Consider the following 23,633-nt stretch of genomic DNA (forward strand, 5'->3'; position numbering starts at 1 on the left):
TACCGGGTGGCCAGGCGGTCAGACCTCCGGCTGGAACACCTCGGGGTTTGCCGCCCCTTCGCGTTTGATGACGGCCATCATGCCCTTGCGGGCGACCCGCGAGAGCGCGTGGTCGACCAGTTTGATGGGACCGGGCACCTCTGCGTGGAGGGTCGCGATGGCACAGGACCCGGGCTTGACCGGCGTGGTCTGGACGAACCTGTTCGGCGGTCCGGCGATAGAGCCCTGCTGCCAGACCTCGTCCCAGACGGACCCGATGGGGTGGAAACTGGAGTCGAGGTTCGGGCCGCCCGCCACGAAGTACACGCGGGCGGTGTCGCCGACCGCCATGCTCGGCGCGCCGTACCGGTCCGGCGTGATGGCGTACTTCTCGCCGTTCATCAGGACGTAGGTCGGGTCTTCGGCCGCCATCGCGTCCATGTCGAAGTCGTGGTGCCCCTTTTCGCCGGCGTCGCCGGTGGTGTACAGCTCGTGCTGGCCGAAGTAGAACTCGTGGTCCACGTCGGGGAGCCCGTCTTTCGGCTCGACGAGTATCATCCCGAACATCCCCGAGGAGATGTGCATATCGAGGTTCGGGACGGCGCAGTGGTAGATGAACGCGCCGGGGTAGGTGGCCTTGAACCGGAAGGTCTTGGTTTGGCCCGGCGTGACCATCGACGCCTCCGCACCGCCCCCGGGACCGCGGACGGCGTGGAGGTCGATGTTGTGGGGCATCGCGTTTCCTGCCTCGTTCGTGATGGTGAGTTCGACGGTGTCACCGCGGCGGACCCGGACCATCGGGCCGGGGACCTGCCCGTCGAAGGTCATGTACGTGTAGGTGACACCCGGCTCGATCTCCGCGACCTGCTCTTTGGTGGTCATCTCGACCGACACGGTCTCTGGCTCCGACCGGTCGATTGGGTCCGGAATCCCGGTCGGGTCCGCGGCGATACGGTCGACGTCGGTCTGCTGTGGGGCGTTCATTGCTGGCTCCTGTGGGGTCGTCTTCGTCTCGGTCGGTTGCTCTCGTGCACCCGGTGCGCTGGCACAGCCTGCAAGCGCGGCCGTGCCGACGCCCAGGGCCTCTAACACCCGCCTCCGCGTCGCCGTTGGAATGGTTGACATCGGGGGGTCACGTCCTACAGATAGGACTGGGCACCTGACAGTGATATACTGAGATGCACAATCTCAGCCGCTGAGACGCGTTCTTGCGCCGTAGGAACGACACTGAACGTGTTCGGGTCGCCCGTCAAATAGTACTGAGAGGCCACCCGGAGGCCGGACGATACCCGAGTTGCGATTTTGTCGACCGACGTGCAGTGGTTCGACCGGAAACTCCGAGTCGGCATCCATTTCAGCGCTGACCGCCTCCGTGGTAGTATGACTGCGATTTCGCCACATATCGGCGCTCGAGACGCATGCGGTGTGTGGTAACCATGGCGGGCAAAGACGAATACTACAACAAGGCCAAACAGCAGGGGTACCGCGCACGGTCGGCGTACAAGCTCCAGCAGCTAGACGACACGGCCGGCCTGCTCGGTGAGGGACGAACCGTCGTCGACCTCGGGGCCGCACCCGGCGGCTGGATGCAGGTCGCGGCCGAGCGCATCGGCGAGCGCGGGACGCTCGTCGGCGTCGACCGCCAGACCATCGACGACCTGGCGGACCCCGAGCCGACCGTGGAGTACGTCCGCGGTGACATGACCGAGGACAGCACGAAAGACGAGATCCGCGAGATCGTCGGCGGGAGCGACGGCAGCGGCGGTCCGGTCGACGTGGTCATCTCCGATATGGCCCCGAACATGACCGGCCAGTACGACCTCGACCACGCCCGGTCGGTCCATCTGGTCCGGCAGGCCTTCGAGGTGGCGACGGACCTGCTCGACGCCGGCGGGGACTTCTGTGCGAAGGTGTTCGACGGCCAGGACCTCCAGGACCTCATCGCCGACATCGAACCGGAGTTCGAGTACGTCCGCGAGGTCCGCCCCGACGCTTCCCGGGACTCCTCCTCGGAGCTGTATCTGGTGGCCAAACACCGCCTGACCGCGCCGGTTCGGGAGGGCGACGTCGTCGAGGTCACGATCGAGGACATCGGCGAGGAGGGCGACGGCATCGCCAAGGTCGAGAACTTCACCGTGTTCGTCAGCGGCGTCGAAGCCGGCGACACGGTCGAGGTTCGCGTCGACGATGTCAAGCCCCGGTTCGCCTTCGCAGAACCGGTCGAGTAAGTCGCTACGGCCCGTTTTCAGTCGGCCCGCGCTGGTGTCCGGGCGACGTCGTTTCGCCGGGCGAACCCGACGACAGCGTAGACCAGGGGCGTATCGAGGACGGCGATAGCGAGCTTCAGCAGGTACTGGCCGACGATGAGCGCCAGGGCCTCGCCCGGCGGGACGCCCTGAAACAGGACGAAGCCGACGCCGACGAAGATGACCGTGTCGATGAGCTGGCTGGAGGCCGTCGACCCGATGTTGCGGAGCCAGAGCTTCTCGCCGTCCGTCCGGTCCCTGAGCCAGTGGAAGACGAACACGTCCCAGTTCTGGCTCACGACGTAGGCCGAGAGGCTGGCGACGACGATGGCCGTGCTGGCCCCGAGGACGTTCCGGAAGGCCGCGAGGTCGACCGGCTGGGCCGCCTGCGGGAGTCCGGGGGCGAGAATCGTGCTCCAGACCAGCGCCAGCAGGACGAAGTTCATCGCGAAGCCGACGTTGACGACGACCGTCGCCGCCCGGCGGCCGTACAGCTCGGCGTAGCAGTCGGAGGCGAAGAACGTCAGCGCGTACGCCAGCGCGGCCCCGGGGAGGACGAGCGTCGACCCCGCCAGTGGGAGCGACACCGGCAGCGAGAACGCAAGCAGCTTCGAGGCGGTCACCTGTGAGGTGACCAGCGCCGTCACGAACAGCGCGACGAGGCCGACGCGCACCGCCTCGGAGCGCTCACTGCTCATCGTCGAGTCGACCCTGACGTTCGTCGATGTCGTCGAGGATGTCGAGCGTCTTCCGCACGGAGGCGCGGATGGCCTCGCTCCGGTTGACGAACTTCCCGTCTTCGCCGACGTGCTCGTCGAGGTCGTTCAGCAGTTCGGCCGGGACTTCGACGCTTATCTTGGGCATATCTGTAGCGTACTACGGGAGTCGTATAAGAATATTCGTCTGTCACGCGGCGGCGATTAGTGGGCTCGCTGGGGCGAGTGACCGTCAGTCGGCCGGCTCGCTGCGGCGATCTGTCGTCCGCCGGCCGCCGAGCGTGTACACCCAGAGGATGCCGAGACCGAGCAGGTACGATAGCGCCGTCGGGATGCCGACGATGAACATGGTGAAGATGCCGCTGGGCGAGAGAATCGCCGAGAGGGAGACGATCGCGATGACGACCTCCCGCCAGCGCTCGTACATCAGGCGGAACGGGATGATGCCGCCCTTGTGGAACAGGAACATCGTCACCGGAATCTCGGCCAGCAGGCCGATCCCGATGGTGAGGAAGAACACGAGCCAGCCGAACTTGCTCACCCGGTAGGCGATGACCATGTTCGAGTTCAGCTGGTCGTAGGCGATCCAGGAGATGGTCATCGGGGCCACGTAGAGGAACCCGAGCAGGCTCCCGCCGATGAGCGCGGCGAACAGCGTTCCGCCCCAGATACCCAGGATGTTGCGGTTGCCGATGACGAGGCCGCGCTCACGCATCGCCGGCCACGCGAAGTACAGCACCACGGGGATGACCGCAACGGCCCCGAGAATCGTCGAGAACTTGACGATGAACACCAGGTGCTCGACGGGGTGGAGCGTGACGATGCTCACGTCGGCGGCCATCTCCGGCGGGAGCCGGCTGACGAACGTCCGCTGTATCCGCCCGATACCGCCCTGGTAGAGGAACAGGAACGCGGCGGCGAGCACCGCCCCGAAGATGCCCAGAATCACGAACGCCCGGGAGGCCAGCGCGCTGAGGATGAACTGGATGTCGTAGTAGTAGCCGCCGATCTCGTCCTCGGTGGTCTCGTTCTCGGTGAAGGCGTCGACCATCCCGGCGGTCGTCGAGGTGAACACGCCCGCATCTTCCTCGTCCGCGTTGGCGGTCTCCGGGTCGTCGCTGTCCTCGGCCTCCCCGTCCTCGTGGGCCATGTCCCAGCGGTCGAGGACGGCCTGGGCTTTCTCCTTGTCATCGTCCGCGAGGGCGCGGTCCGCGTGAGCGAGTGCCTCGTCCTCGGTCATCTCCTCGAACACCTCCGGCGGGGCGACCTCGACGGCCGAGGCGTTGAGTTCGCCGATGTCGATGGCCGACGGGTCCCCGACCTGACCGGGGCCGGCCTTCTCCGAAAGCGCGGTCAGGACGTGGTAGTAGAGGACCGCAACGGCACCGAGGAGCCCGAACACGGCGGCGATGAGCAGCGCCGTGCTCTCTGCCGGGAGCCCGAACAGCGCCGGGGGCTGGATGTCGCCGGTGAGCCGGTCGGAGGGGAACACCTCGGCGAACTGCTGGATGTACTGAAACGCCGGCGTCGCCAGGATGTAGTAGACCACGCCGCCGCCAAGCACCGCGCCGCCGAGGATCGTGTTCCAGTGCCCGCGGGCGACGCGCCGCGTACTCACCAGGTCGCCCGAGCGGCGAATCAGCATCGCGAGCTTCGCCAGCGCGAGGCTGATACCGTAGAGGCCACACAGCGGTGCGGCCCACATGATCTGTGTAAAGGGGTCCGGCGGCGAGAACAGCGCGCCGAAGGCGAAGATTCCCATCACCGCGTAGCGCCACTTGTCCCGGAACGTCTCGTAGGGGACGATTTCGGTGTAGGAAAGCACCGTCATCACGAGCGGCAACTGGGCGGCGAGCCCGAAGGAGACGGCCAGCAGGAAGACGAACTGGAACCACTTGACGATGGAGTACTGCGGAGTGAAGCCGGCTTTGAACGCATCCCCGGCGAGGAAATCGAACATCAGCGGGAAGAACAGCTCGTAGGCGTAGGCGATGCCGCCGAAAAACAGGCTCAGGCTTATCGTGACGAAAATCGCCCCTTTCCAGGCCGGGATGTGTTCGGCCGGCCACCAGCCGCGCTGTCGGAGCCCATCGCGGCCGAAGTAGATCAACAGCGGCAGCGACAGCAAAATCCCGATGACGGCCCCGATTTTCACCTGCAGGAGGATGACGTCGAACGGCGTGACCGCGACGATGCTCGTGGCCTCCTGGGTCGTGAGGTCCATCTGCGAGTACAGGAGATCGGCACGTAGCGTGTCCCAGACGCCGTACTGCAGTCCCATGATCGTACCGATCATCCCGATGACGAAGACGATAAACACCTTCTGGAGGTGCACCTGCGCCGAACGGAGCAGCGCGCCGAGCGTGGCACGCCCGCTCTGGACCGTCTGGACGGTGTCCTCGTCGATAGCACTCGCCATCTCCTCTGTCCCTAGCTCAGTGGGCGTTATCAATTTATTCATCCCGGTGACAGCCACTGCTCGAAAAGAAAGTTTACAACACCCACCGTCTAAGCCCGGGACAGATGGAGGACGGTGACGCGGACGACGAGCGTCGCAGGCCCGAAGAGCCGGTGCTACCGTCCGACGACGAGTCCGACGACCCCTCGCCGCCCACCGACCCCGTGGCCGAGGCCGACGCGAACCGGGAGGCGGGCGAGATGACCGGCCCCGGACCCGCCCCGGTCGGTGGCGACGAGGACACTGTCGGCTCTCACGCCGCGCCGACTGAATCCGAATCCAGCTCCGGGCTGTTCGACCGGGACGCGTCGGACGTCGCCGCCGCTGTGCCGGCGGACGTCCCGACCGACTGGGGCAAGTCGACGCCGTCGCCGGCCGGCGCCGGCGGTGCCGCGCCGACGACAGGCGGCGGGAATGCACCCACATACGATACAGGTGACGCCCTCGTCGACGAGGGCGCACCCGACGACGAGGAGATGCCCCTGGCCGACCACGTCGAGGAGATGGCGATGCGGCTGTTCGTCGTCGTGGGCGTGATGGCCGTCGTCGCCGTCATCGCCCTGCCGTACTCCGACGAACTCATCAACTTCCTGTGGTACTCCTTCCTCGACGGGCCGGCCGAGGCCTGCGGTCAGGTCGCGACGAACGCCGAGGGCAGCGTCGTGGAAGGTGCGGACTGTCCGAACGTGTACAACCCGCTCGCGCTCGTCCTGGCGCGTCTCAAGGTGTCCTCGCTCGTCGGCTTTATCGCTGCCCTGCCGGTGTTCGTCTACCAGACGTACCTGTTCATGCGGCCGGGGCTGTACCCCCGTGAGCGTCGCTACTACCTCGCGGCTGTCCCGACCAGTCTGGTCCTGGCAGCCGTCGGCGTCGGCTTCGCGTACTTCGCCGTCCTGCGGGCGATGTTCGACTACTTCATCACCTACTCCGACCGCGCGGCCGACCTCGCCTTTGGCCTGAGCGAGACGTTCAACCTCATCATCCTGATGCTCGGGCTGTTCGCGCTCATCTTCCAGATACCGCTTTTCGTGATGCTCGCGGTGATGATGGGCGTGACGACCCGCCAGTGGCTCCAGGACCGGCGGCTGTACTTCTGGGGTGGCTTCGCCGCCGTGGCGTTCCTGTTCAGCCCGGACCCGACCGGGATGGCCCCGCTCATGGTCGCCGTGACGATGATCGGCCTGTTCGAGGGGACCCTGCTGCTCCTTCGCTGGACCGGCAGCACGTCGCCGGTCCCGACGGCCGATGACCTCGCCGCTCGCCGGCCCGCCGCGTGGCTGGCCTTCGGTATCGCCGGCTACGTCCTCAGCCCCGCGCCGGTCCCGACGGGCTACTACGAGCAACTCCCGGCCGTGGTCACGGAAACGCTGGCGACTGTCGGCCTCGGCAACGCCACGCCGATGCTCGTCGGCGGCGGGATGATCGTCCTGTTCGAGGCGCTGGCCTACGTGAACAAGAACTACTACGGCTCGGTCAAGCTCTGGCGCGGGTTCCGGGCTGCCCGCCTGCCGGTGTGGGCCGTCGCCATCGTCGTCGGCTACCTCGGCAGCCCCGACCCGACGCTGTTCCGCCTCGTGAACCAGTTCAGCCTCCCGCGAAACGCCGCAATCGCCGTCGCCGCCGGCCTCGTCCTCCTCTATGAGGGGACCATCGCCGTCACGCGCTGGCGCAACCGGGAGGCATAATATGGCGACCCTGCTCGTCGCCCGGCACGGGGAGACGACCTGGAACCGCGACGGTCGCATCCAGGGGTGGGCCCCGAGCCAGCTGACCGACCAGGGACGGAAGCAGGCCCAGGCACTCGGAACGTGGCTCGATGAGCGCTACAGCGTCGACCGCGTCCTCGCCTCGGACCTCCGGCGCACCCGCGAGACGGCCGCCGCGGTCGGTGATGGCTACGGCGGCCTGCCCGACCCCGAGTTCGATACCGACTGGCGCGAACGCGGCTTCGGCACCGTGCAGGGCCTGTACGCCGAGGAACTGCTCGACGAGTTCCCCGACCACGACCGGACGACGAGCGTCATCGCGCTCGATGCGGCCCCGGAGGGCGGGGAGGGTATCCCGACCTTCCGCGGGCGGGTCGAGTCGGCGTGGGAGCGAACGGTCTCGACGACCGACGCCGGCGAAACGACGCTGGTGGTCACCCACGGCGGCGTCATCAAGCTCCTGCTGGCGAAACTCACGGACGTGGCCCCGGACGCGGCGTTGGCCGAAAGCTCACAGGCGAACTGCGCCGTCAACGAGATCCGACTCGACGAGGCCGACCCGGAACTGGTCGGCGAGGAACTGACCGGCTGGCGCGACCTGCTGGAGTGAACGCGGCGTCAGTCGACCGAGGGATAGTCGGCGTCGAACACGTCACTGACCACGTCCTCGGTCCCTTCTTCGGCTGGGTCCTCAGTCTCGGGACTCACACTGCCGGTCTCGTACCCGTGGAGGTCCAGTGTCACGTGGTCGAAGCCGCAGTCCTCGATGTGGTCGCGGGCGGTGCGGACGAAGTCGGGGTCGAGCGCGGTTTCGAGCTCCGCTTCGCCGACCTCGATGCGCGCGAGGCCGTCGTGGTCGCGCACCCGGAACTGCTCGAAGCCCCACGTTCGCAGGAGGCGCTCGGCCTTCTCGACGCGGGAGAGGCGTTCCTCCGTGACTTCGAGGCCGGTCGGAATCCGCGAGGAGAGACACGCCATCGAGGGTTTGTCGGCGACCGAGAGGTCGTACTCGCGGGCGATTTCCCGGACCTCGGACTTCTCGATGTCGTGTTCCAGCAGCGGGGAGTAGGCGTCCAGTTCCTCGACGGCGCGCAGGCCGGGACGGTGGCCCTCGCCAACGTCGGAGGCGTTCGTCCCGTCACACACCACGTCGATGCCGAGTTCGCGGGCGCGGTCGTACATCGCGCCCAGCCGCATCGACCGGCAGTGGTAACACCGCATGTCGTCGTTCTGGATGAACTCGTCGCTATCGAGCTCGGAGAACTCCACGATCTCGTGGCGGATGCCGATCTCCTCGGCGACGCGGGTGGCGTCCGTAAGCTCGGCAGCAGGCAGCGTCTCGGACTTGGCGGTACAGGCGATGGCGTCGTCGCCGAGGGCGTCGTGTGCGAGCGCGGCGACGACACTCGAATCGACACCACCGGAGAAGGCGATGAGCACGCCGTCTCGCGACTTGAGGTCTTCGCGGGCGGCCGCTAGCTTCTCCGATACAGCAGACATGGAACTCCTTTCTCGGTGGAGCGCAAAAACGCCTTCGCGTTCGGTGTTCGGCCGGCCGGGGGCAGCGCTGCCGACCGCTCACGCCGTCGCCGGAGCCGCTGGCGACGGGTTTTTTCTCGCTGGCGTCGAATGGGCGGGCAGATGGAGCTCGAATCGGTTCCGGGCGTCGGGGCGAAGACAGCCGCGGCGCTCCGGGAACTAGACGACCCGGAGGCGGCACTCCGGGACGGCGACGTGTCGTCGCTCGCGCGCGCACCGGGCATCAGCGAGGGCCGGGCCGCCCGCATCGCCCGCGGTGCGATCCGGGCCGAACACGACGACCCTGGTGGGTTCACCGCGACGAAACGCGCCCGAGAGATCCACGCGGACGCGCTGGCCCTGCTGACAGAGCGGACGGTGACCGACTACGCCGCGAAGCGACTGGAGACAATCTACCCCAGCGGCGTCCGCAGCCGCATCGAGGAAGTCCGGGTCTTCGCGGAGTCGGCGATGGCCCGAGAGCCCGACCCGGCGGTTCTCGACGCGCTCTCGGCCGTCGAACCGCTTTCCGAGCCCGGCGACGTCCGGGTCCGGGACCGCTGTCTGGCGACTCGCGACGCCGAACGCTACGCCGACGCACAGGCCGCGATTCCGGAGGTCAGCGTCGAGGTCGTCGACGACGCCCGCCAGCTGGCCGAACTCGCCCGCTCGTACTCGACGGTCGTCGCGCTGGACGAGGCCTTCGCCGGCGTCGACGTGGAGGGCGATGTCCGGGTGGAACCGAACGCGCTCGAAGAGCCCGAGTCCGTCGTGCCAGAACGCGTGCTCACCTTCTTCGCCCGCAACCGCGACCGGATACGGGCCGCCGCAGAGGTCCACCGCGTCGCCGACCTCGACGCGCCGTGTGACCTGGAGACGCTCCTGTCGGCGCTCGACCAGCTCGAGGAGGACGGGAGCGTCAGCGGCGACGAGGAACTCGACCGCCTCGCCACCGCCGTCGACGACCTTGACGCGGCGGTGTCGACCGCCGAGAGCGTCGCCAACGACCACCTCCGGGAGGCCATCGAGGAGCAGGACGTGACCATCGAGGGGACGGACCTGCTGTCGCTGGTCGAGCGCGGCGCGGGCGTCGACTCGCTCCTGCAGCGGGAACTGGCCGACGAGTACGCCGCCGCCGTCGAGAAGGCCCGGGACCACCTCGTCGACGCGCTGGCGCTCCGGGACATGGAAGCGACGGCGCGGCGGGCGTTTCCCGACGAGCCCGCCTATCCCGTCGAACACAGCGAGGACGTCGTTGCCCGCCTCCGCGAGGAACTGACCGCCGCGCGTGACCAGCGCGCCACCCGCCGGAAGCGGGACCTGGCCGACGACCTCGCCGAGATGCGCGACGACGCCGCCGGGCTGGTCGATGCCGCACTCGAACTCGACGTGGAGCTGGCAATCGCCCGTTTCGCCGCGGACTTCGACTGTGTGATGCCGGAACTGACCGAGTCCGAGGGCGTCGCCATCGAGGGCGGGCGCTCGCCGCTGCTCGATGTCCCCTTCGAAGACGTCGAGCCCGTCGACTACGCCGTCGAGGGCGTGACCGTGCTCTCGGGGGTCAACAGCGGTGGCAAGACCTCGACGCTTGACCTCGTGGCGCTGGTGACGACGCTTGCCCACATGGGCCTGCCCGTCCCCGCAGCGTCGGCCCGCGTCGGGCGTGTCTCCGAACTCCACTACCACGCCAAGACCCAGGGAACGCTCGACGCTGGGGCGTTCGAGGCCACGTTAAGGGAGTTCGGGGACCTCGTCGCGGACGTGGCCCACCGGTCACCGGCGGACGCCGGGGGCGGGACGGAGGCTGACGGCGACGGGACTGCGGACGGCAGCGACCCCCCCGCCGGCACCGGCGACCGCCCGGTGATGGTGCTGGTCGACGAACTCGAATCGATAACCGAGCCCGGGGCCAGCGCGAAGATAATGGCCGGCATCCTCGAAGCGCTCGGCGAGCGCCAGGCCACGGCCATCTTCGTCTCGCACCTCGCACGCGACATCCGCGAGGCCGCCGAGACCGACATCAGCATCGACGGCATCGAAGCCAAGGGGCTGGAAGACGGCGAACTGCGCGTCGAGCGCTCGCCGGTGAAAGGGAAGCTCGCCCGCTCGACGCCGGAACTCATCGTCGAGAAGCTCGCCGACGACAGACCCGACGACGGGTTCTACAGCGGTCTGCTCGGGAAATTCGAGTAGTGAACCCCTCGACACGCAGCGCATCTGTCACTCCAACTGAACCTGTGGCAAATGGTTAAGTGCGCCGCGAAGCTCGGTGAAAGTGATGAGCGACGACCCCGAGGACCGGATGCTCGGCTGGGACGAGTCCGTCTTTCGGGACGAACACGTCTTCGAGATCGACTGGCTGCCGGAGACGTTCAAACACCGGGACACCCAGATGGAGACGCTGAAGTACGCGCTCCGGCCGGCCGTCCGGGGGTCGCGCCCGCTCAACGTCATCGCCCGCGGACCGCCGGGCACGGGGAAGACGACGGCCGTCCAGATACTGTTCGACGAACTCACCGCCCAGACGGACGTCAAGACCGTCCGGGTGAACTGCCAGATGGACTCGACGCGCTACGCCGTCTTCTCGCGCCTGTTCGCCGAGATATTCGACTACGAGCCGCCCTCCTCGGGCATCTCGTTCAAGAAGCTGTTCTCCCAGATCACCGACAAACTGGTCGAGGAAGACGAGGTGCTCGTCGTCGCCTTAGACGACGTGAACTACCTGTTCTACGAGAGCGAAGCCAGCGACACCCTGTACTCGCTGTTGCGCGCCCACGAGGCCCACTCGGGCGCGAAGATCGGCGTCATCTGTGTCTCCTCGGATATGGAACTGGACGCCATCGACGCGCTCGACACGCGCGTCCAGTCGGTGTTCCGGCCCGAAGAGGTGTATTTCAACACCTACGGGCAGGCCGAGATCGCGGATATCCTCAGCGAGCGCGTCGAACGGGGGTTCAACGAGGGCGTCGTCGGCCCGACAGTACTGGACCGCGTCGCCGAACTGACCGAGGAGCAGGGCGGGGACCTCCGTGTAGGTATCGACCTTCTGCGCCGGGCCGGGATGAACGCCGAGATGCGTGCCTCCCGCTCCGTCGAAACCGAGGACGTCGAGGCGGCCTACGACAAGTCCAAATACGTCCACCTCTCCCGACGGCTTCGGGAACTGTCCGAGTCAGAAACCGCCCTCGTCGAGGTCATCGCCGCCCACGACGGCCAGCAGGCCGGCGACATCTACGACGCCTTCTCCGAGCAGACGGACCTGGGCTACACCCGCTATTCGGAGATAATCAACAAGCTCGACCAACTGGACATCATCGACGCCGACTACACCAACGTGGAGGGACGGGGCCGCTCGCGGGAACTGACGCTCAACTACGACGCCGACGCGGTGCTTGAGCGGTTGTAATACGCTGTATTCTTTCGTATACGTAGAGGTCGAACGGTCTCAGGCGCGACCGTTCAGCGGACAGACGAAGAAGTCCGGCGGGCCGAAGCCGGGACGACCGAGAGTCGTCTCGATGTAGTCTGCGTCGAGGACATCCCCGGCGTTCGTGACCGGTGCGTCCTCGTTGAACGCGTCGATGTCCGTCACCTCGGCGCTGAAATGCGTCCACTGGCCACCGTTCCAGTCCCGGTCACCGGGGGCCGATTCAGAGACGAACGGGGACAGCTGGTCCCCGCTCGCATCATCGTTTTCCGGAATTGGGCCGTTGCCGTCGTGGAGGAAGTATATCCTGTCCTCGGGGTCCGGTCGCTCGTCGAGAACGTGCACGACGTTCGTGCGCCACAACACGTCGTTGGCGTAGACGCGACCGAACTGTTTGCCGTTGTCGTTGCCTGCACCGGCGGCCGCGGTGCCGGTAGCGCTCGCGCCCACCGCGGCCATCGCGAGGGCCCCGGTCGCGCGGAGGAGTCGTCGTCGGGTCGGTGTGGGCTCGTCCATGGTTGCTCGGGAGGGTGACCTCCCGACTGGGACGACGTGAGGCGGGTAAAAGGCCGTTTTTCGAAGTTCGGAGTGAGTCTGTCCCGGGTTCGAACCGACTCTCTTCCGATTTCGACCCCAGTCACTCCATCTTCTCGAAGGTCGTCTCGGCCCACTGGACGGCGTAGTCGGCGCCGTGCTCGAGATAGGCGTCGGTGTCGAGTGCGGTAAACGGCGCGGGCAGGTCGAGGCCGTGCTTGATGCCGCTACAGGCGAGTTCGGCGGCCGCAGCGAACTCCGTCCGGCCCTGTGCAATCTCGCTCGGGAGGTCATCGAGGCGGGGCTGGAGGCGCTCGCCGGCGTCGTCCCACGCCGCACACAGATCTGGGTAATCGTCGGCCCAGCCGGCGAACTCCGCGCGGGTCTGAAGGCCCAGATACGCCGTGTACGCCGCCGCTGCGAGCTGGTACCGGGCACTGGCGTCGAGGTGGTCCTCGGTGGCGGCCACGAACGCCGGGTACTGCTCGCCAAAGAAGCCGAGGAAATGTTCCGGCTCCTCGAGGCTGACCTCGACCAGCGCCTCGGCGACGAGAAACGAGACGAAGGCGTCCGGCGAGGTCTCCAGCCGCGGCTTGACGAACACGCAGGGTGGCTCGGTCTGGCGGGTCCAGGCGACGCCGCCGTCACCCGGCATCCCGATAGTGAGGTCGCTGCCGATGTACTTCTGCAGCACCTCTGGTGCCGTGGTCGGCAGCCACGCACCGTCGTAGGAAATCTGGTCGAGACTGTCGGTCACTAGCAGGAGTTCCTCGGCGACTGCGGGGTCCAGCGTCTCGAAGTCGCGGTCGCAGTTCAGTACGAGCGCCTCCGGGGCGTAGGCCGCACGTACTGCCTGCAGGTCGCCGGTCAGTGCACGCTCGGAGAACATCTACGCCGAGAACAGGACGAGGTTGATGACGATGCCGATCGAAAGCAGTGCTGACACGCCGATTGTTCCGAGGACGATTTTCGTGGCCTTGCTCATGCCAATGGGTATCTCGGGCCGGACATTAAAACTTGAGAAACGGTTTTCGGGGTCTGTAACGTCTACCGGGTATGCGCCGCGAACGCGTTTCGACGGGCACCGACTGGGAACAGCAGGTCGGCTACTCGCGGGCGATACGCGCTGGCGACACCGTCCGCGTCGCCGGCACCATCGCCACGGACGACGACGGCGAGGTCGTCGCGCCGGGTGACCCGTACGAACAGACGAAACACGCCTTCGGTATCGTCGAGGACGCGCTCACAGACCTCGACGCCGCTATCGAGGACGTGGTCCAGACTCGGATGTACGTCACCGACATCGACGACCAGGAACGGGTCGGCGAGGCCCACAGCGAGTTCTTCGGCGACGTCCGGCCCGTCGCGACGATGGTCGAAGTGAGCGGGCTGGCCACACCAGCGGCAGTCGTCGAGGTCGAAGCCGTCGCACAGGTCGAGTGATACGGTCGGGCGCGGAGCCGTGAGGCGTCCGTCCGGGGTCAGTCGTCGGCCGCACCGACGCCCGCTTGCCTGGCGACATCGCGCCACCCGCCGGACCAGAACCGGCCCGCGTTGACCGCGGCCTTCAGGTAGAAGTCGCCGACGAGCGCGGCGAATATCGCCGGAAGCCCGAGTCCGAGCCCCGGCGAGACGGCGACACCGAGGACCGGGACGGTCACGACGAACGACGACGGCAGTGCGAGCGCAGCGACGGGGAGCCGGTAGCAGTAGCCGCCCAGAAATGTTCCGTACAGCGGCCAGCGGGTGTCGCCGGCTCCCCGAAGGCTGCCCCGCATCGTCCGAGAGACCGAGAAGCCGGCGACGAGCAGCCCGAAGACGCGGACGAACGCCGCCGCCAGGTCGGGGTGAGCGGTCCCGAACAGGGCGACGATGGGGCGGGCAAAGGCCACGAGCAGGAGCGCCACGAGGAGCTGGACGGCGAGTGCCACCCGGAGCGTCTGCCAGCCGTAGGCGGTCGCCTCCCGTTCGTCCCCGGCCCCCAGCGACTGCCCGACCAGGGTCGACGCGGCGGTGGCGTAGCCCCACGCCGGCATCAGCGCGAGCAGCATGACCCGGCGGCCGATGGCGTAGGCCGCAAGCGTCGGGGTTCCGAGCACGCCCAGGATGAACAGGAACGGGAAGCGGGCGAACGTCTGGAGCAGTCGCATCCCGGTCAGCGGGAGCGCGACGCGGACGATTTCGCGCACGAGCCCGGCGCTGAACTGCGGGCCGCCGAGCCGGAGCGTGACGACGTACCGGCCCGACAGCAGTAGCCCGAGAAATATCACCGCCGCGAGCGTGTTGGCGATGGCCGTGCCCCACGCCGCGCCGGCGATTCCGAGTTCGGGGAACGGGCCGACGCCGAAGATGAGGACGGCGTTGAGCGCGACGTTCGTCGGCAGCGTGAGCAGGCGGACGTACATCGGCGTTCGGGTGTCGGCGCTGCCGGCCAGCGCGCGGGCGGCGACCATGCTCCAGAACCGCGGGGCCAGCGACAGCATCACGATGGCGAGATACGTCGCGCCGAGGCGGATGGTCGCCGGGTCGTCGGTGAGAACCCCCACGAGTAGCTCCGGATAGCGCCAGCAGATCGCGGAAAGCGGCGCGGAGACCAGCAACGCGATCCACAGCGACTGTTTGACGGCGAGGTTCGCGCGCTCGGGCCGGTCAGCACCCTGCAGCCGTGAGACGACGCTGATCGTCCCGGAGGAGACCGCAAGCGAGAGCCCGAACCCGACGAAGTAGTACTGGAAGCCGAGTTCGAGGCCGGCGATGGCCGCGTCACCGAGCGCCAGGCCGACCATCAGGAAGTCGGCGAGTCGGAGGAGGATGCGGAGGCCGCCGGTGACCATCACCGGCGCGGCGAGGTCGGTCGCGGCGGTCGCCTTCTCCCGGTCGACGAGCCCCGCACTGGCCAGTACCGCAGGGAACGCGGTCAGGAGACGGCGGAGGGGACCACCATTCGACATCGCCCTGGTCTCGGGAGTCCAGCCCCCTGTGGGTTTCGGGACGAGGCCGTGGCTTTTTCCCGCACAGCGCCGACAGCCCAGCACATGCCTCCCGTCGAAGCCGGCGAGACGTTCACCGAGACGCGGACGTTCCGGCCCGAAGACGTCGACCAGTTCGCCGCCCTCTCCGGGGACGACCAGGCCCGCCACACTGAGCCCGACGCGGAGGGCCGGCGGATGGTCCAGGGGCTGCTCACCGCGTCACTGCTGACCAGCATCGGCGGCGACCTGGAAGTGCTCGCCTCGCGGATGGAACTGCGGTTCCAGCGGCCGGTGTACACCGGAGAGACACTGGTCTGTACGATGGAAGTGGCGAGCGTCGACCCGCGGCCCGACGGCGGCGTGGACGTCGTCGGTGACGTGACTGTCAGGCGCGTCGCTCGCGGCGACGAAGCCGGTCAGGCCGGCACAGCCGGGGCGGACTCGGTCGATGAAGACACTGCCGGTACCGCGGTCCTCGAAGCGACCGTCGAAGGGATAATCAGGGGATGAGCTGTTCGCCGTCGTCGTCGTAGATGGTGATTGCGTCGACCGGACAGGACCGGGCCGCGAACTTCGCATCCAGTTTCGCGTCGTCTGGGACCTCGCGGACGAACACCTCATCCGCCTGTTCCTCGCTGTCCGCCAGCACCGCCTTGCCGGCGTCCTCGTCGCGCTCGAAGGCGTCCCACTCCGCGACACACTGGAACATACCGATACAGGTGTCGTAGTCGTACTCGACTCGCATACCTCGTGTTGGCCGCTCGCGGGCAAAGGCGTTCCCCTCGTCGGTCGACATGCCAGCGAGCCGACGCGGTTGCAGTGCGACAGTTTAAATCGGGACAGGGCCCAATCGGTGTGTAATGGACGTTGCGGACCTGCCGGGCGTGCCCGACTGGCTCCCGGACCACCTGCGAGACGACGGTATCGAGGAGCTGTATCCGCCCCAGGCCGAGGCCGTCGAGGCCGGCGTCACCGAGGGGGAGAACCTGGTCGCGTCGATTCCGACGGCGAGCGGGAAGACGCTCATCGCCGAGCTAGCGATGCTCTCCTCGGTGGCTCGCGGCGGCAAGGCGCTGTACATCGTCCCGCTTCGAGCGCTGGCCAGCGAGAAGCAGGCCGACTTCGAGGAGTTCGAACAGTACGGCCTCGACATCGGCGTCTCGACGGGCAACTACGAGTCGGAAGGCGGGTGGCTCGCGGACAAGGACATCGTCGTCGCCACCAGCGAGAAGGTGGACTCGCTGGTGCGCAACGACGCCCCCTGGATCGAGGACCTCACCTGCGTCGTCACCGACGAGGTCCACCTCGTCGACGACGGCGAGCGCGGCCCGACGCTTGAGGTGACGCTGGCGAAGCTCCGGCGGCTCAACCCCGACCTGCAGACCGTCGCGCTGTCGGCGACCATCGGCAACGCGGAAGCGCTGGCGACGTGGCTCGACGCGGGGCTCGTCGACTCCGACTGGCGACCCATCGACCTCCAGAAGGGGGTCCACTACGGGCAGGCGCTGCACCTCGAAGACGGGAGCCAGCAACGGCTCTCGGTGCACAACAACGAGAAGCAGACGGCGGCCATCGTCCGCGATACGCTGGAAGACGACGGGTCGACGCTGGTGTTCGTCAACTCCCGGCGCAACGCCGAGGCGGCGGCGGGACGGCTGGCAAACACCGTCCGGCCACATCTCACCGCCGAGGAGCGCGGGCGACTGGCCGACATCGCCGAGGAGATACGTGACGTGAGCGACACGGAGACGAGCGACGACCTCGCGGACGCCGTCGCGGACGGGGCGGCGTTCCACCACGCCGGCCTCTCGCGCGGGCACCGCGAACTCGTCGAGGACGCCTTCCGGGACCGGCTGGTGAAGGTCGTCTGTGCGACGCCGACGCTCGCGGCCGGCGTCAACACGCCCTCCCGGCGCGTCGTCGTCCGCGACTGGCGGCGCTACGACGGCTCGGCCGGCGGGATGGCCCCGCTCTCGGTGCTCGAAGTCCATCAGATGATGGGGCGGGCGGGCCGCCCGGGACTCGACCCCTACGGCGAGGCGGTCCTTATCGCGTCCAGTCACGACGAAGTGGACGAACTGTTCGAACGCTACGTCTGGGCGGACCCGGAACCGGTCCGGTCGAAACTGGCCGCCGAACCGGCCCTGCGGACCCACATCCTCGCGACCGTCGCCTCCGGCTTCGCCCGCTCGCGTGCGGGACTGCTCGAGTTCCTCGAACAGACGCTGTACGCCAGCCAGACCGACGAGGGCGGCCAGCTCGAACGGGTCGTCGACGACGTGCTCACCTACCTCCAGCGCAACGACTTCCTCGAAATCGAAGCCGGCGAGCTGGACGCCACCTCGCTTGGCCACACCGTCTCGCGGCTGTACCTGGACCCCATGAGCGCCGCCGAAATCGTCGACGGCCTCCGGGACTGGGAGCGGGGGGCCAGTGATAGCACCTCGGCGAGCGGGTCGCCGGCCGACGCGCCCGCGGAACCGCCGGCGGACAGCGGGTTCACCACCGCGAGCGAACTCGTCGAGGACGCCGATGAGAGCGACGGTGCCGACAGGGACCCGGACGACATCTCCGCGCTCGGACTCTACCACCTCGTCTCTCGCACGCCGGATATGTACCAGCTGTACCTCCGCTCGGGCGACCGCGAGGAGTACGAGATGGAGCTGTTCGAGCGCGAGCAGGAACTGCTCGGGCCGACCCCGTCGGAGTTCGAGGAGGGTCGCTTCGAGGACTGGCTCTCGGCGCTGAAGACCGCGCGCCTGCTCGAAGACTGGGCCACGGAGGTCGACGAGGCGACCATCACGGAGCGGTACGGCGTCGGCCCGGGCGACATCCGCGGGAAGGTCGAGACCGCACAGTGGCTGTTGGGGGCCGCCGAATCGCTGGCCAGCGAGGTCGATTTAGACGCCGCACGGGCCATCAGCGAGGCCCGAATCCGCGTCGAGCACGGCGTCCGCGAGGAACTGGTCGACCTGGCCGGCGTCCGCGGCGTCGGCCGCAAGCGCGCCCGACGGCTGTTCCAGGCCGGCATCACCGACCGCGCCGAGCTCCGGGACGCGGACAAAGCCGTCGTGCTGGCGGCGCTGCGGGGCCGCCGGAAGACGGCCGAGAACGTCCTCGAAAACGCCGGCCACCGGGACCCGTCGATGGAGGGCGTCGAACCGGCGCCCGACGTCTCCGTCGACCTCGACGACGAGGCGGACACTGACTCGAACGGAGACGCCGCGGCGAACGACGACCAGTCGAGCCTGGGTGATTTCTGATGCGGGTCGTCGAGGGCACTGCCGATATCGACGACGTGGGCTCCTTCGTTGAGGCGCTCGGCGCAATCGGTGACCGCCACGGCGTCACGGTGCAGGCGTTCGACGCCCGCTACGTCGTGGACCGCGCCCACCTGGAACTGGCTGTCGAACTCGCGGCTCGGGCCCACGACCGGGGCGACGCCATCGCCGAGGACTTTGGCGTCGAGATACTGCTGTACGCGGCCGGCCGTCGGCAGATCAACCGCGCGCTGACGATGGGTGTCAGTGAGGGGTCCTGTCCCGTCGTCGTCGCCGTCGTCGACCTCGAAAGCGAGGATTCCCACGTGCGAAATGAACGGGGAGACAGCACTGAAGCCGCCGCGGCCGCCGTTCGCGAGCATCTCGACACCAACTCGACGCTGGGTGAGTACGACGCCGACCGAGTCCGGTCTTTCTTCGACGTGACGGATACCGAACTCACGGCGACGGCTGGCGGGCTTCCCGACGCCGTCCGGGAGCGAGTCGCGTTGCTCCCGGTCGAGAAGTAGCGATAGTGTTTTTGACGACGAGTGTGTTATCGATACACATGGACCCACAGCGGACGGCACGGCAGCGGGCCAGCGAGCGCGCCCGCCGGGTCGAGGCGACGGTCGGCCGCACCACCGGCGGAGCCGCGTATCCGGTCCGCGTGGAGGAACTGGCAGACGAGTACGGCAGCACCACGCCACCCGCCGGGGACCGCTCGACCCCGCTTGCTCACGGCACCGACGGCGAGTTCGACTCACCGACGGAGGTCAGGGCGGCCATCCGGCAGGTGACTCCGCGAGACAGCGCCCGTACCGAGGCGACCTTCGACGAGCGCGAGCAGTCGTGACCGCGCTGGAGCGGACCCTGTCTATCGGCGGTGTCGAGGTCCCCAACCGGCTGTATCGTGCACCGGTACTGGAGTGTGCCGGCAACGGCGAGGCCGCCGTCGACACGCTCGTCGACGAACTCGAACCGACGGCGGCCTCCGGTGTCGGCCTCCTCTTTCAGGGGGCGAGCATCGTCACCGACCGCGGCGGCTGTGCCGCGCCGAACATGACGCGGGTCCACGACCCGGCCTTCGTCGAGCGACTCTCCCGGCTCACCGGAGCGATTCACGACCACGGAGGTCGTATCTTCCTCCAACTGGCCCACGGCGGCCTCCGGAGCATGGCGACGTGGCACGCCGAGTACCGCCGGCAGCACCCGGACCAGCGCCAACTGGCCGTCAGCCGCCCGCCCTGGCAACTCCGGGCACTGGACCGGGCCGGCCTGGTCTCCCTGCAGCCGGACGTGCTCTCAACTGAGGAGGTGTGGGACCTGGCCGAGCAGTTCGGGCGATGCGCCGGCTACGCCGCCGACGCGGGCTACGACGGTATCCACCTCTCGGCGGCGAACATGAGCCTGATCCAGCAGTTCCTCTCGCCGTTCTACAACCGTCGGGACGACGAGTTCCGCAACGGCGTCCGGTTCCTCGAAGCGGTCCACGACGCCGTCCGGGGACACGCCGGCGACGTGGCGCTGGTCACGAAGGTCCCGGCCGAGACCGCGGCCCCGAGTTTCGTTCGACGGCATCTCTCCCGGGCGGACGGCGTGGCCATCGCCGAGCGGGCGGCAGCCATCGGCTACGACGGGCTCGTCCCGGTCGAGGTGTCCCCGTTCTGGGACATGAGTATCGTCCGCGGCGCGTTCCCCGACCGGGCCTGGGACGCCAGCGACCTGCAGGACGACTACGCGGCGGTGTTCGGCGGGCGGGTGCGGGCGCGTGCCGTCCGGCTGCTCAACCGACTGCAGGCCCGCCGGTTCGGCCGCGACCCTGGCTGGAACGCCGACTTCTGTCGGGCGGTCCGCGAGCGCGTGGCCGTGCCGGTCCTGCTGGAGGGCGGACTTCGAACCCGTGCCGACTGCGACCGGTATCTCGGGGCGGCCGGGGCCGACCCCGCCGCCGATGCCGTCGGGATGGCCCGCCCGTTCTACGCCGAGCCGCGACTCGGTACTCGCCTGCTCGACGGCGCGGACGCCCTGTGTGAGAGCTGTAACAACTGTACTATCCCGCAGGTCACCGGCGAACCGGGCCGCTGTCGGACGCCGGCTATCGTCCGCGAGCAGGCCCGACTCCAGCGGGACGGAGCGTACGAGCGAGCCGAGTGACCAGTCTCGGAGCCCCCCGCCGTGCTACCTGAACGGACACAAAGGCTCATACGCGTCCGGTCCCGAACGACTGCCGATGACTACAGGGATTACGTCGGAACGCGTCGAACTGTCCGTGGACGGCGAGGCCGTCGATATTCACTACCGGACCGGCGGCGAGGGGCCGCCTCTGGTGTTTCTCCACGGGATCGGGCTGGACGCCGCGACCGTCTCGTGGCGACACGCACTCCCCGCACTCGCACCGGAGCGAACGGTGTACGCGCTCGACCTGCCGGGCCACGGCGACAGCGACAAGCCCGACCGCGCGTACACGACCGACTATTACCTGGAGACCGTCGCCGAGTTCATCGACACCCTCGGCATCGAGGAACCCGCGCTGGCTGGCCTCTCGATGGGCGGCGCAATCGCGCTCGGCCACGCGCTCGATGGCGGCCCCGTCGAGCGGCTGGTGCTCGTCGACAGCTACGGGCTGGGTACCGACGCCTACTGGCGAACGGCGGCCAGTAGCGTCTTGCAGACGCCGATACTCGGCAACATGCTCTGGCGGGGCGTGGGGTCGTCCCAGCCGGCGATCAGGAACAGCCTCCGGAGTATGGGGCCCGGCGAGCCGCCCCAGCAACTGGTCGAGGACGTCGATAGCGCAGTCGACCGGCAGACGGTCCGGGCGATGCGGCGCTGGCAGCGCAGCGAGTTCCGGTGGTGTGGCTTCCGGACCGACTACTCCGACCGGTTAGACGAGATCGACGTGCCGACGATGCTGATCCACGGGGCTGTCGACCCGCTGCTCCCCCGTCGATGGTCCGAGCGGGCGGCTGGGACAGTCACTGATAGCACGCTGAAAATATTCGACGACTGCGGGCACTGTCCGCCGCGGGAACACCCCGATCGATTCAACCGAGCCGTTCGAGCGTTCTGCTGACTACTCTGGCAGTTCGTCGATGAGGACGACCGCTTCGCCGTCGATGACGACTTCGTCGTCAACGAGGACGCGTGTTGTCAGCCGGTACTGTTCGTCGCCGAGGTCCTCGACGATCTCACACTCGGCGGTGAGACGGTCGCCGATCCGGACCGGGTTGTGAAACTCCAGGTCCTGTGAGAGATAGATCGTCAGCCCCGGCAGGCGCGCCAGTGCCGCGCTGATGAGGCTGCCGACGAGCGTCCCGTGGGCGATGCGGCCCCGGAAGCGCGTCTGCTCTGCGAAATCGTCATCCAGATGGAGCGGGTTCGTGTCACCACTCGCCGCGGCGAACTGTCGAACGTCGTTCTCCGAAATCGTCTTCGTGAAATCGACGTGGTCGCCGACGCCGAGGCGGCCCGGGTGGTCTTCCGAAATCGAGACGTGCCACTCCGGGAGGTCTTCGTCCGGTTCGATACGCTCTGCGGGCGTTACGCCGTTCTCGTCCTCCTGCTGGACGCCGAACGCGGCGAACGCTGCCCGGTTAGCTGCGACGACGCTGTTGAACATATGTGACGATGTTTCAGTCCATGTGTCTAACAGCGGGTTTCGGGGCGATTCAGAACTCATCTGTTCTGGTAGTTAATTGGTGGGAGTATTAAACCTTGGTGTTGGTTTCTCCTCAACTGTCAGTAAACGCCGCCTAACGGGCGTCAGACGGTATTTCGGGGTTGTAGTTATCGGTGCTACACGGTGCAACACGTCCCTCGACGCTGCTTAACCGCTAATACCATCCTCTACCATTCAATGGTAATCAATGGTTTTCAGCGGAAGATTTATATTGTTGAGGAGTGTACATGTAGTTGACCGATGGCCGACGAGAATGATGGCCTGATGTGGCCTCCGATGTTCAAGGGGATGCAACAGGCGAGCGAGAACGCGATGGAACAGCAACAGCAGCTGATGAAGCAGATGTTCGCCAGCGGTGGCATGCCGAGTTTCGATATGAATCAGCTCGGTGCCATGAGTCAGATGGCGACGTTCAAGACCCGCGTGCAGAGCGGGGGTCGGATCAGCATCCCCGATGCGGAGCGAGAGGCGCTTGGCATCGACGAAGGCGACATCGTTCAAGCCGTCGTCCTCCCGGTCACTAACAACAACAGCGAGTAATACAACAATGGTAGACTACACAGCCCCCGTCACGACAGCGTTCGAGATGCAGCGTACCACGATTGAGCAGAGCCAGAAGGCGCTCGAACAGAGCGTCTCCTTCCAGAAGAACGTCAACAGCGCGGTCATCGACAGCCTCGACACCCAGGAGTCGGCCCAGCGCCGCGGCGTCGAGCTCCAGCAGACCGCGTTCCACAGCTACCTCGACGCGATGGCGTCGACGATGCCCGGCATGACCGAGACTGTCGAGCAGATCCGCGAGACCGTCGACGAGCAGTTCGACTTCCTGCTCGAGAACCACGCCGAGGTCTTCGACAACATGGAATCGGAGCTCGTCGAGGGCGCCGACACCTACGACGAGATGACCGAGGAGTACGTCACGGCCGTCAACGAGCAGGTCGACATGCTCGTCGAGGCCCATGAGGAACTCGAAGCGCAGTCGGTCGAGGCCGCCGAGCAGTTCGGCGAGCAGCTCGAAGAAGTGCAGGAGCAGGTCGAGGAGATTCAGGAGCAGGTCGAGGAAGTGCAGGCCGAAGCCGCCGACGCTGTCGACGTCGAAGCGTAAGCTCCGACAGTCGGTTTTTTTGTGCACCCA

At 67.5% G+C, this 23,633-nt stretch carries 24 protein-coding genes; 14 read left to right on the forward strand and 10 right to left on the reverse strand.

Features of this window, described 5'->3' with window-relative positions; genetic code table 11:
- Window positions 1-18: 18 nt before the first annotated feature.
- Window positions 19-1,104, reverse strand: coding sequence for a copper-containing nitrite reductase (nirK, locus tag KZ498_RS04545; protein ID WP_312617164.1), 1,086 nt, complete (start codon window positions 1,102-1,104; stop codon window positions 19-21).
- A 311-nt stretch (window positions 1,105-1,415) separates the two neighbouring features.
- Here nirK and KZ498_RS04550 point away from each other — a divergent pair, with 311 nt between their 5' ends.
- Window positions 1,416-2,207: a 23S rRNA (uridine(2552)-2'-O)-methyltransferase gene (locus KZ498_RS04550; protein WP_312617166.1), complete on the forward strand. Its 792-nt coding sequence runs from the start codon at window positions 1,416-1,418 to the stop codon at window positions 2,205-2,207.
- A 17-nt stretch (window positions 2,208-2,224) separates the two neighbouring features.
- Here the strand turns inward: KZ498_RS04550 and KZ498_RS04555 are convergent, their stop codons facing one another.
- The 3 genes from KZ498_RS04555 to KZ498_RS04565 form a co-directional block, all read right to left on the reverse strand.
- The gene (locus KZ498_RS04555) at window positions 2,225-2,923 is read right to left on the reverse strand and encodes a queuosine precursor transporter (protein ID WP_312617167.1); all 699 of its coding nucleotides are present in this window, start codon (window positions 2,921-2,923) and stop codon (window positions 2,225-2,227) included.
- On the reverse strand, window positions 2,913-3,089 hold the full coding sequence (locus KZ498_RS04560; RefSeq protein WP_137683230.1) for a ribbon-helix-helix protein, CopG family: 177 nt from the start codon (window positions 3,087-3,089) through the stop codon (window positions 2,913-2,915). The genes KZ498_RS04555 and KZ498_RS04560 overlap by 11 nt, the downstream gene beginning before the upstream one ends.
- 84 nt (window positions 3,090-3,173) lie before the next feature.
- Window positions 3,174-5,360: a twin-arginine translocase subunit TatC gene (locus KZ498_RS04565; RefSeq protein ID WP_312617170.1), complete on the reverse strand. Its 2,187-nt coding sequence runs from the start codon at window positions 5,358-5,360 to the stop codon at window positions 3,174-3,176.
- Window positions 5,361-5,464: 104 nt separating this feature from the next.
- Here KZ498_RS04565 and KZ498_RS04570 point away from each other — a divergent pair, with 104 nt between their 5' ends.
- Window positions 5,465-7,084 carry a twin-arginine translocase subunit TatC gene (locus KZ498_RS04570; protein ID WP_312617171.1) on the forward strand — a complete coding sequence of 540 codons (1,620 nt, stop codon included), beginning with the start codon at window positions 5,465-5,467 and terminating at the stop codon, window positions 7,082-7,084.
- A 1-nt stretch (window position 7,085) separates the two neighbouring features.
- Window positions 7,086-7,715: a histidine phosphatase family protein gene (locus KZ498_RS04575; RefSeq protein ID WP_312617173.1), complete on the forward strand. Its 630-nt coding sequence runs from the start codon at window positions 7,086-7,088 to the stop codon at window positions 7,713-7,715.
- A gap of 8 nt (window positions 7,716-7,723) precedes the next feature.
- Here KZ498_RS04575 and larE read toward each other — a convergent pair whose 3' ends face one another.
- Window positions 7,724-8,605 (reverse strand): ATP-dependent sacrificial sulfur transferase LarE, encoded by an 882-nt coding sequence (gene larE, locus KZ498_RS04580; RefSeq protein WP_312617174.1) that lies wholly within the window; start codon window positions 8,603-8,605, stop codon window positions 7,724-7,726.
- Between the two features lie 141 nt (window positions 8,606-8,746).
- Between larE and KZ498_RS04585 the strand changes: the two genes are divergently transcribed.
- Together KZ498_RS04585 and KZ498_RS04590 are read left to right on the forward strand one after the other, a co-directional pair.
- A complete protein-coding gene (locus tag KZ498_RS04585) occupies window positions 8,747-10,816 on the forward strand; it encodes a helix-hairpin-helix domain-containing protein (protein WP_312617175.1) in 2,070 nt (689 codons plus the stop codon).
- Window positions 10,817-10,901: 85 nt separating this feature from the next.
- Window positions 10,902-12,029, forward strand: a complete 1,128-nt coding sequence (locus tag KZ498_RS04590) for an ORC1-type DNA replication protein (protein WP_312617176.1) — start codon at window positions 10,902-10,904, stop codon at window positions 12,027-12,029.
- A gap of 39 nt (window positions 12,030-12,068) precedes the next feature.
- On the opposite strand, the gene KZ498_RS04595 is transcribed toward KZ498_RS04590, so the two are convergent.
- The gene (locus tag KZ498_RS04595; RefSeq protein ID WP_312617178.1) at window positions 12,069-12,566 is read right to left on the reverse strand and encodes a hypothetical protein; all 498 of its coding nucleotides are present in this window, start codon (window positions 12,564-12,566) and stop codon (window positions 12,069-12,071) included.
- Window positions 12,567-12,687: 121 nt separating this feature from the next.
- Window positions 12,688-13,473, reverse strand: a complete 786-nt coding sequence (locus KZ498_RS04600; protein ID WP_312617179.1) for a hypothetical protein — start codon at window positions 13,471-13,473, stop codon at window positions 12,688-12,690.
- Between the two features lie 167 nt (window positions 13,474-13,640).
- Here KZ498_RS04600 and KZ498_RS04605 point away from each other — a divergent pair, with 167 nt between their 5' ends.
- The gene (locus KZ498_RS04605) at window positions 13,641-14,027 is read left to right on the forward strand and encodes a RidA family protein (protein ID WP_312617180.1); all 387 of its coding nucleotides are present in this window, start codon (window positions 13,641-13,643) and stop codon (window positions 14,025-14,027) included.
- A gap of 38 nt (window positions 14,028-14,065) precedes the next feature.
- On the opposite strand, the gene KZ498_RS04610 is transcribed toward KZ498_RS04605, so the two are convergent.
- A complete protein-coding gene (locus tag KZ498_RS04610; protein WP_312617182.1) occupies window positions 14,066-15,535 on the reverse strand; it encodes an MATE family efflux transporter in 1,470 nt (489 codons plus the stop codon).
- An 84-nt stretch (window positions 15,536-15,619) separates the two neighbouring features.
- On the opposite strand from KZ498_RS04610, the gene KZ498_RS04615 reads away from it, so the two are divergent.
- On the forward strand, window positions 15,620-16,066 hold the full coding sequence (locus KZ498_RS04615; protein WP_312617184.1) for a MaoC/PaaZ C-terminal domain-containing protein: 447 nt from the start codon (window positions 15,620-15,622) through the stop codon (window positions 16,064-16,066).
- Here the strand turns inward: KZ498_RS04615 and KZ498_RS04620 are convergent.
- Complete coding sequence (locus KZ498_RS04620; protein WP_312617366.1) at window positions 16,056-16,301, reverse strand: ferredoxin; 246 nt, start codon at window positions 16,299-16,301, stop codon at window positions 16,056-16,058. The genes KZ498_RS04615 and KZ498_RS04620 overlap by 11 nt on opposite strands.
- A 115-nt stretch (window positions 16,302-16,416) precedes the next feature.
- Here KZ498_RS04620 and KZ498_RS04625 point away from each other — a divergent pair, with 115 nt between their 5' ends.
- The 5 genes from KZ498_RS04625 (at window position 16,417) to KZ498_RS04645 (ending at window position 21,892) form a co-directional block, all read left to right on the forward strand.
- Window positions 16,417-18,819, forward strand: a complete 2,403-nt coding sequence (locus tag KZ498_RS04625) for an ATP-dependent DNA helicase (RefSeq protein WP_312617186.1) — start codon at window positions 16,417-16,419, stop codon at window positions 18,817-18,819.
- The gene (cgi121, locus tag KZ498_RS04630) at window positions 18,819-19,346 is read left to right on the forward strand and encodes a KEOPS complex subunit Cgi121 (protein WP_312617188.1); all 528 of its coding nucleotides are present in this window, start codon (window positions 18,819-18,821) and stop codon (window positions 19,344-19,346) included. Before KZ498_RS04625 ends, cgi121 begins: the two co-directional genes overlap by 1 nt.
- A gap of 38 nt (window positions 19,347-19,384) precedes the next feature.
- A complete protein-coding gene (locus KZ498_RS04635; protein ID WP_312617190.1) occupies window positions 19,385-19,672 on the forward strand; it encodes a hypothetical protein in 288 nt (95 codons plus the stop codon).
- On the forward strand, window positions 19,669-20,973 hold the full coding sequence (locus KZ498_RS04640) for an NADH:flavin oxidoreductase (protein ID WP_312617193.1): 1,305 nt from the start codon (window positions 19,669-19,671) through the stop codon (window positions 20,971-20,973). The genes KZ498_RS04635 and KZ498_RS04640 overlap by 4 nt, the downstream gene beginning before the upstream one ends.
- A gap of 76 nt (window positions 20,974-21,049) precedes the next feature.
- The gene (locus KZ498_RS04645) at window positions 21,050-21,892 is read left to right on the forward strand and encodes an alpha/beta hydrolase (protein ID WP_312617195.1); all 843 of its coding nucleotides are present in this window, start codon (window positions 21,050-21,052) and stop codon (window positions 21,890-21,892) included.
- Here the strand turns inward: KZ498_RS04645 and KZ498_RS04650 are convergent, their stop codons facing one another.
- Window positions 21,893-22,438 carry a MaoC family dehydratase gene (locus KZ498_RS04650; RefSeq protein ID WP_312617368.1) on the reverse strand — a complete coding sequence of 182 codons (546 nt, stop codon included), beginning with the start codon at window positions 22,436-22,438 and terminating at the stop codon, window positions 21,893-21,895.
- Between the two features lie 300 nt (window positions 22,439-22,738).
- Here KZ498_RS04650 and KZ498_RS04655 point away from each other — a divergent pair, with 300 nt between their 5' ends.
- Window positions 22,739-23,038, forward strand: a complete 300-nt coding sequence (locus tag KZ498_RS04655) for an AbrB/MazE/SpoVT family DNA-binding domain-containing protein (RefSeq protein ID WP_312617197.1) — start codon at window positions 22,739-22,741, stop codon at window positions 23,036-23,038.
- Between the two features lie 7 nt (window positions 23,039-23,045).
- Entirely contained in the window at window positions 23,046-23,603 is a 558-nt protein-coding gene (locus KZ498_RS04660) for a hypothetical protein (protein ID WP_312617199.1), read from the forward strand.
- The last annotated feature ends 30 nt before the right edge of the window (window positions 23,604-23,633 follow it).

This window comes from Haloarcula sp. 1CSR25-25 (assembly GCF_032027985.1).
Lineage (GTDB): Archaea > Halobacteriota > Halobacteria > Halobacteriales > Haloarculaceae > Haloarcula.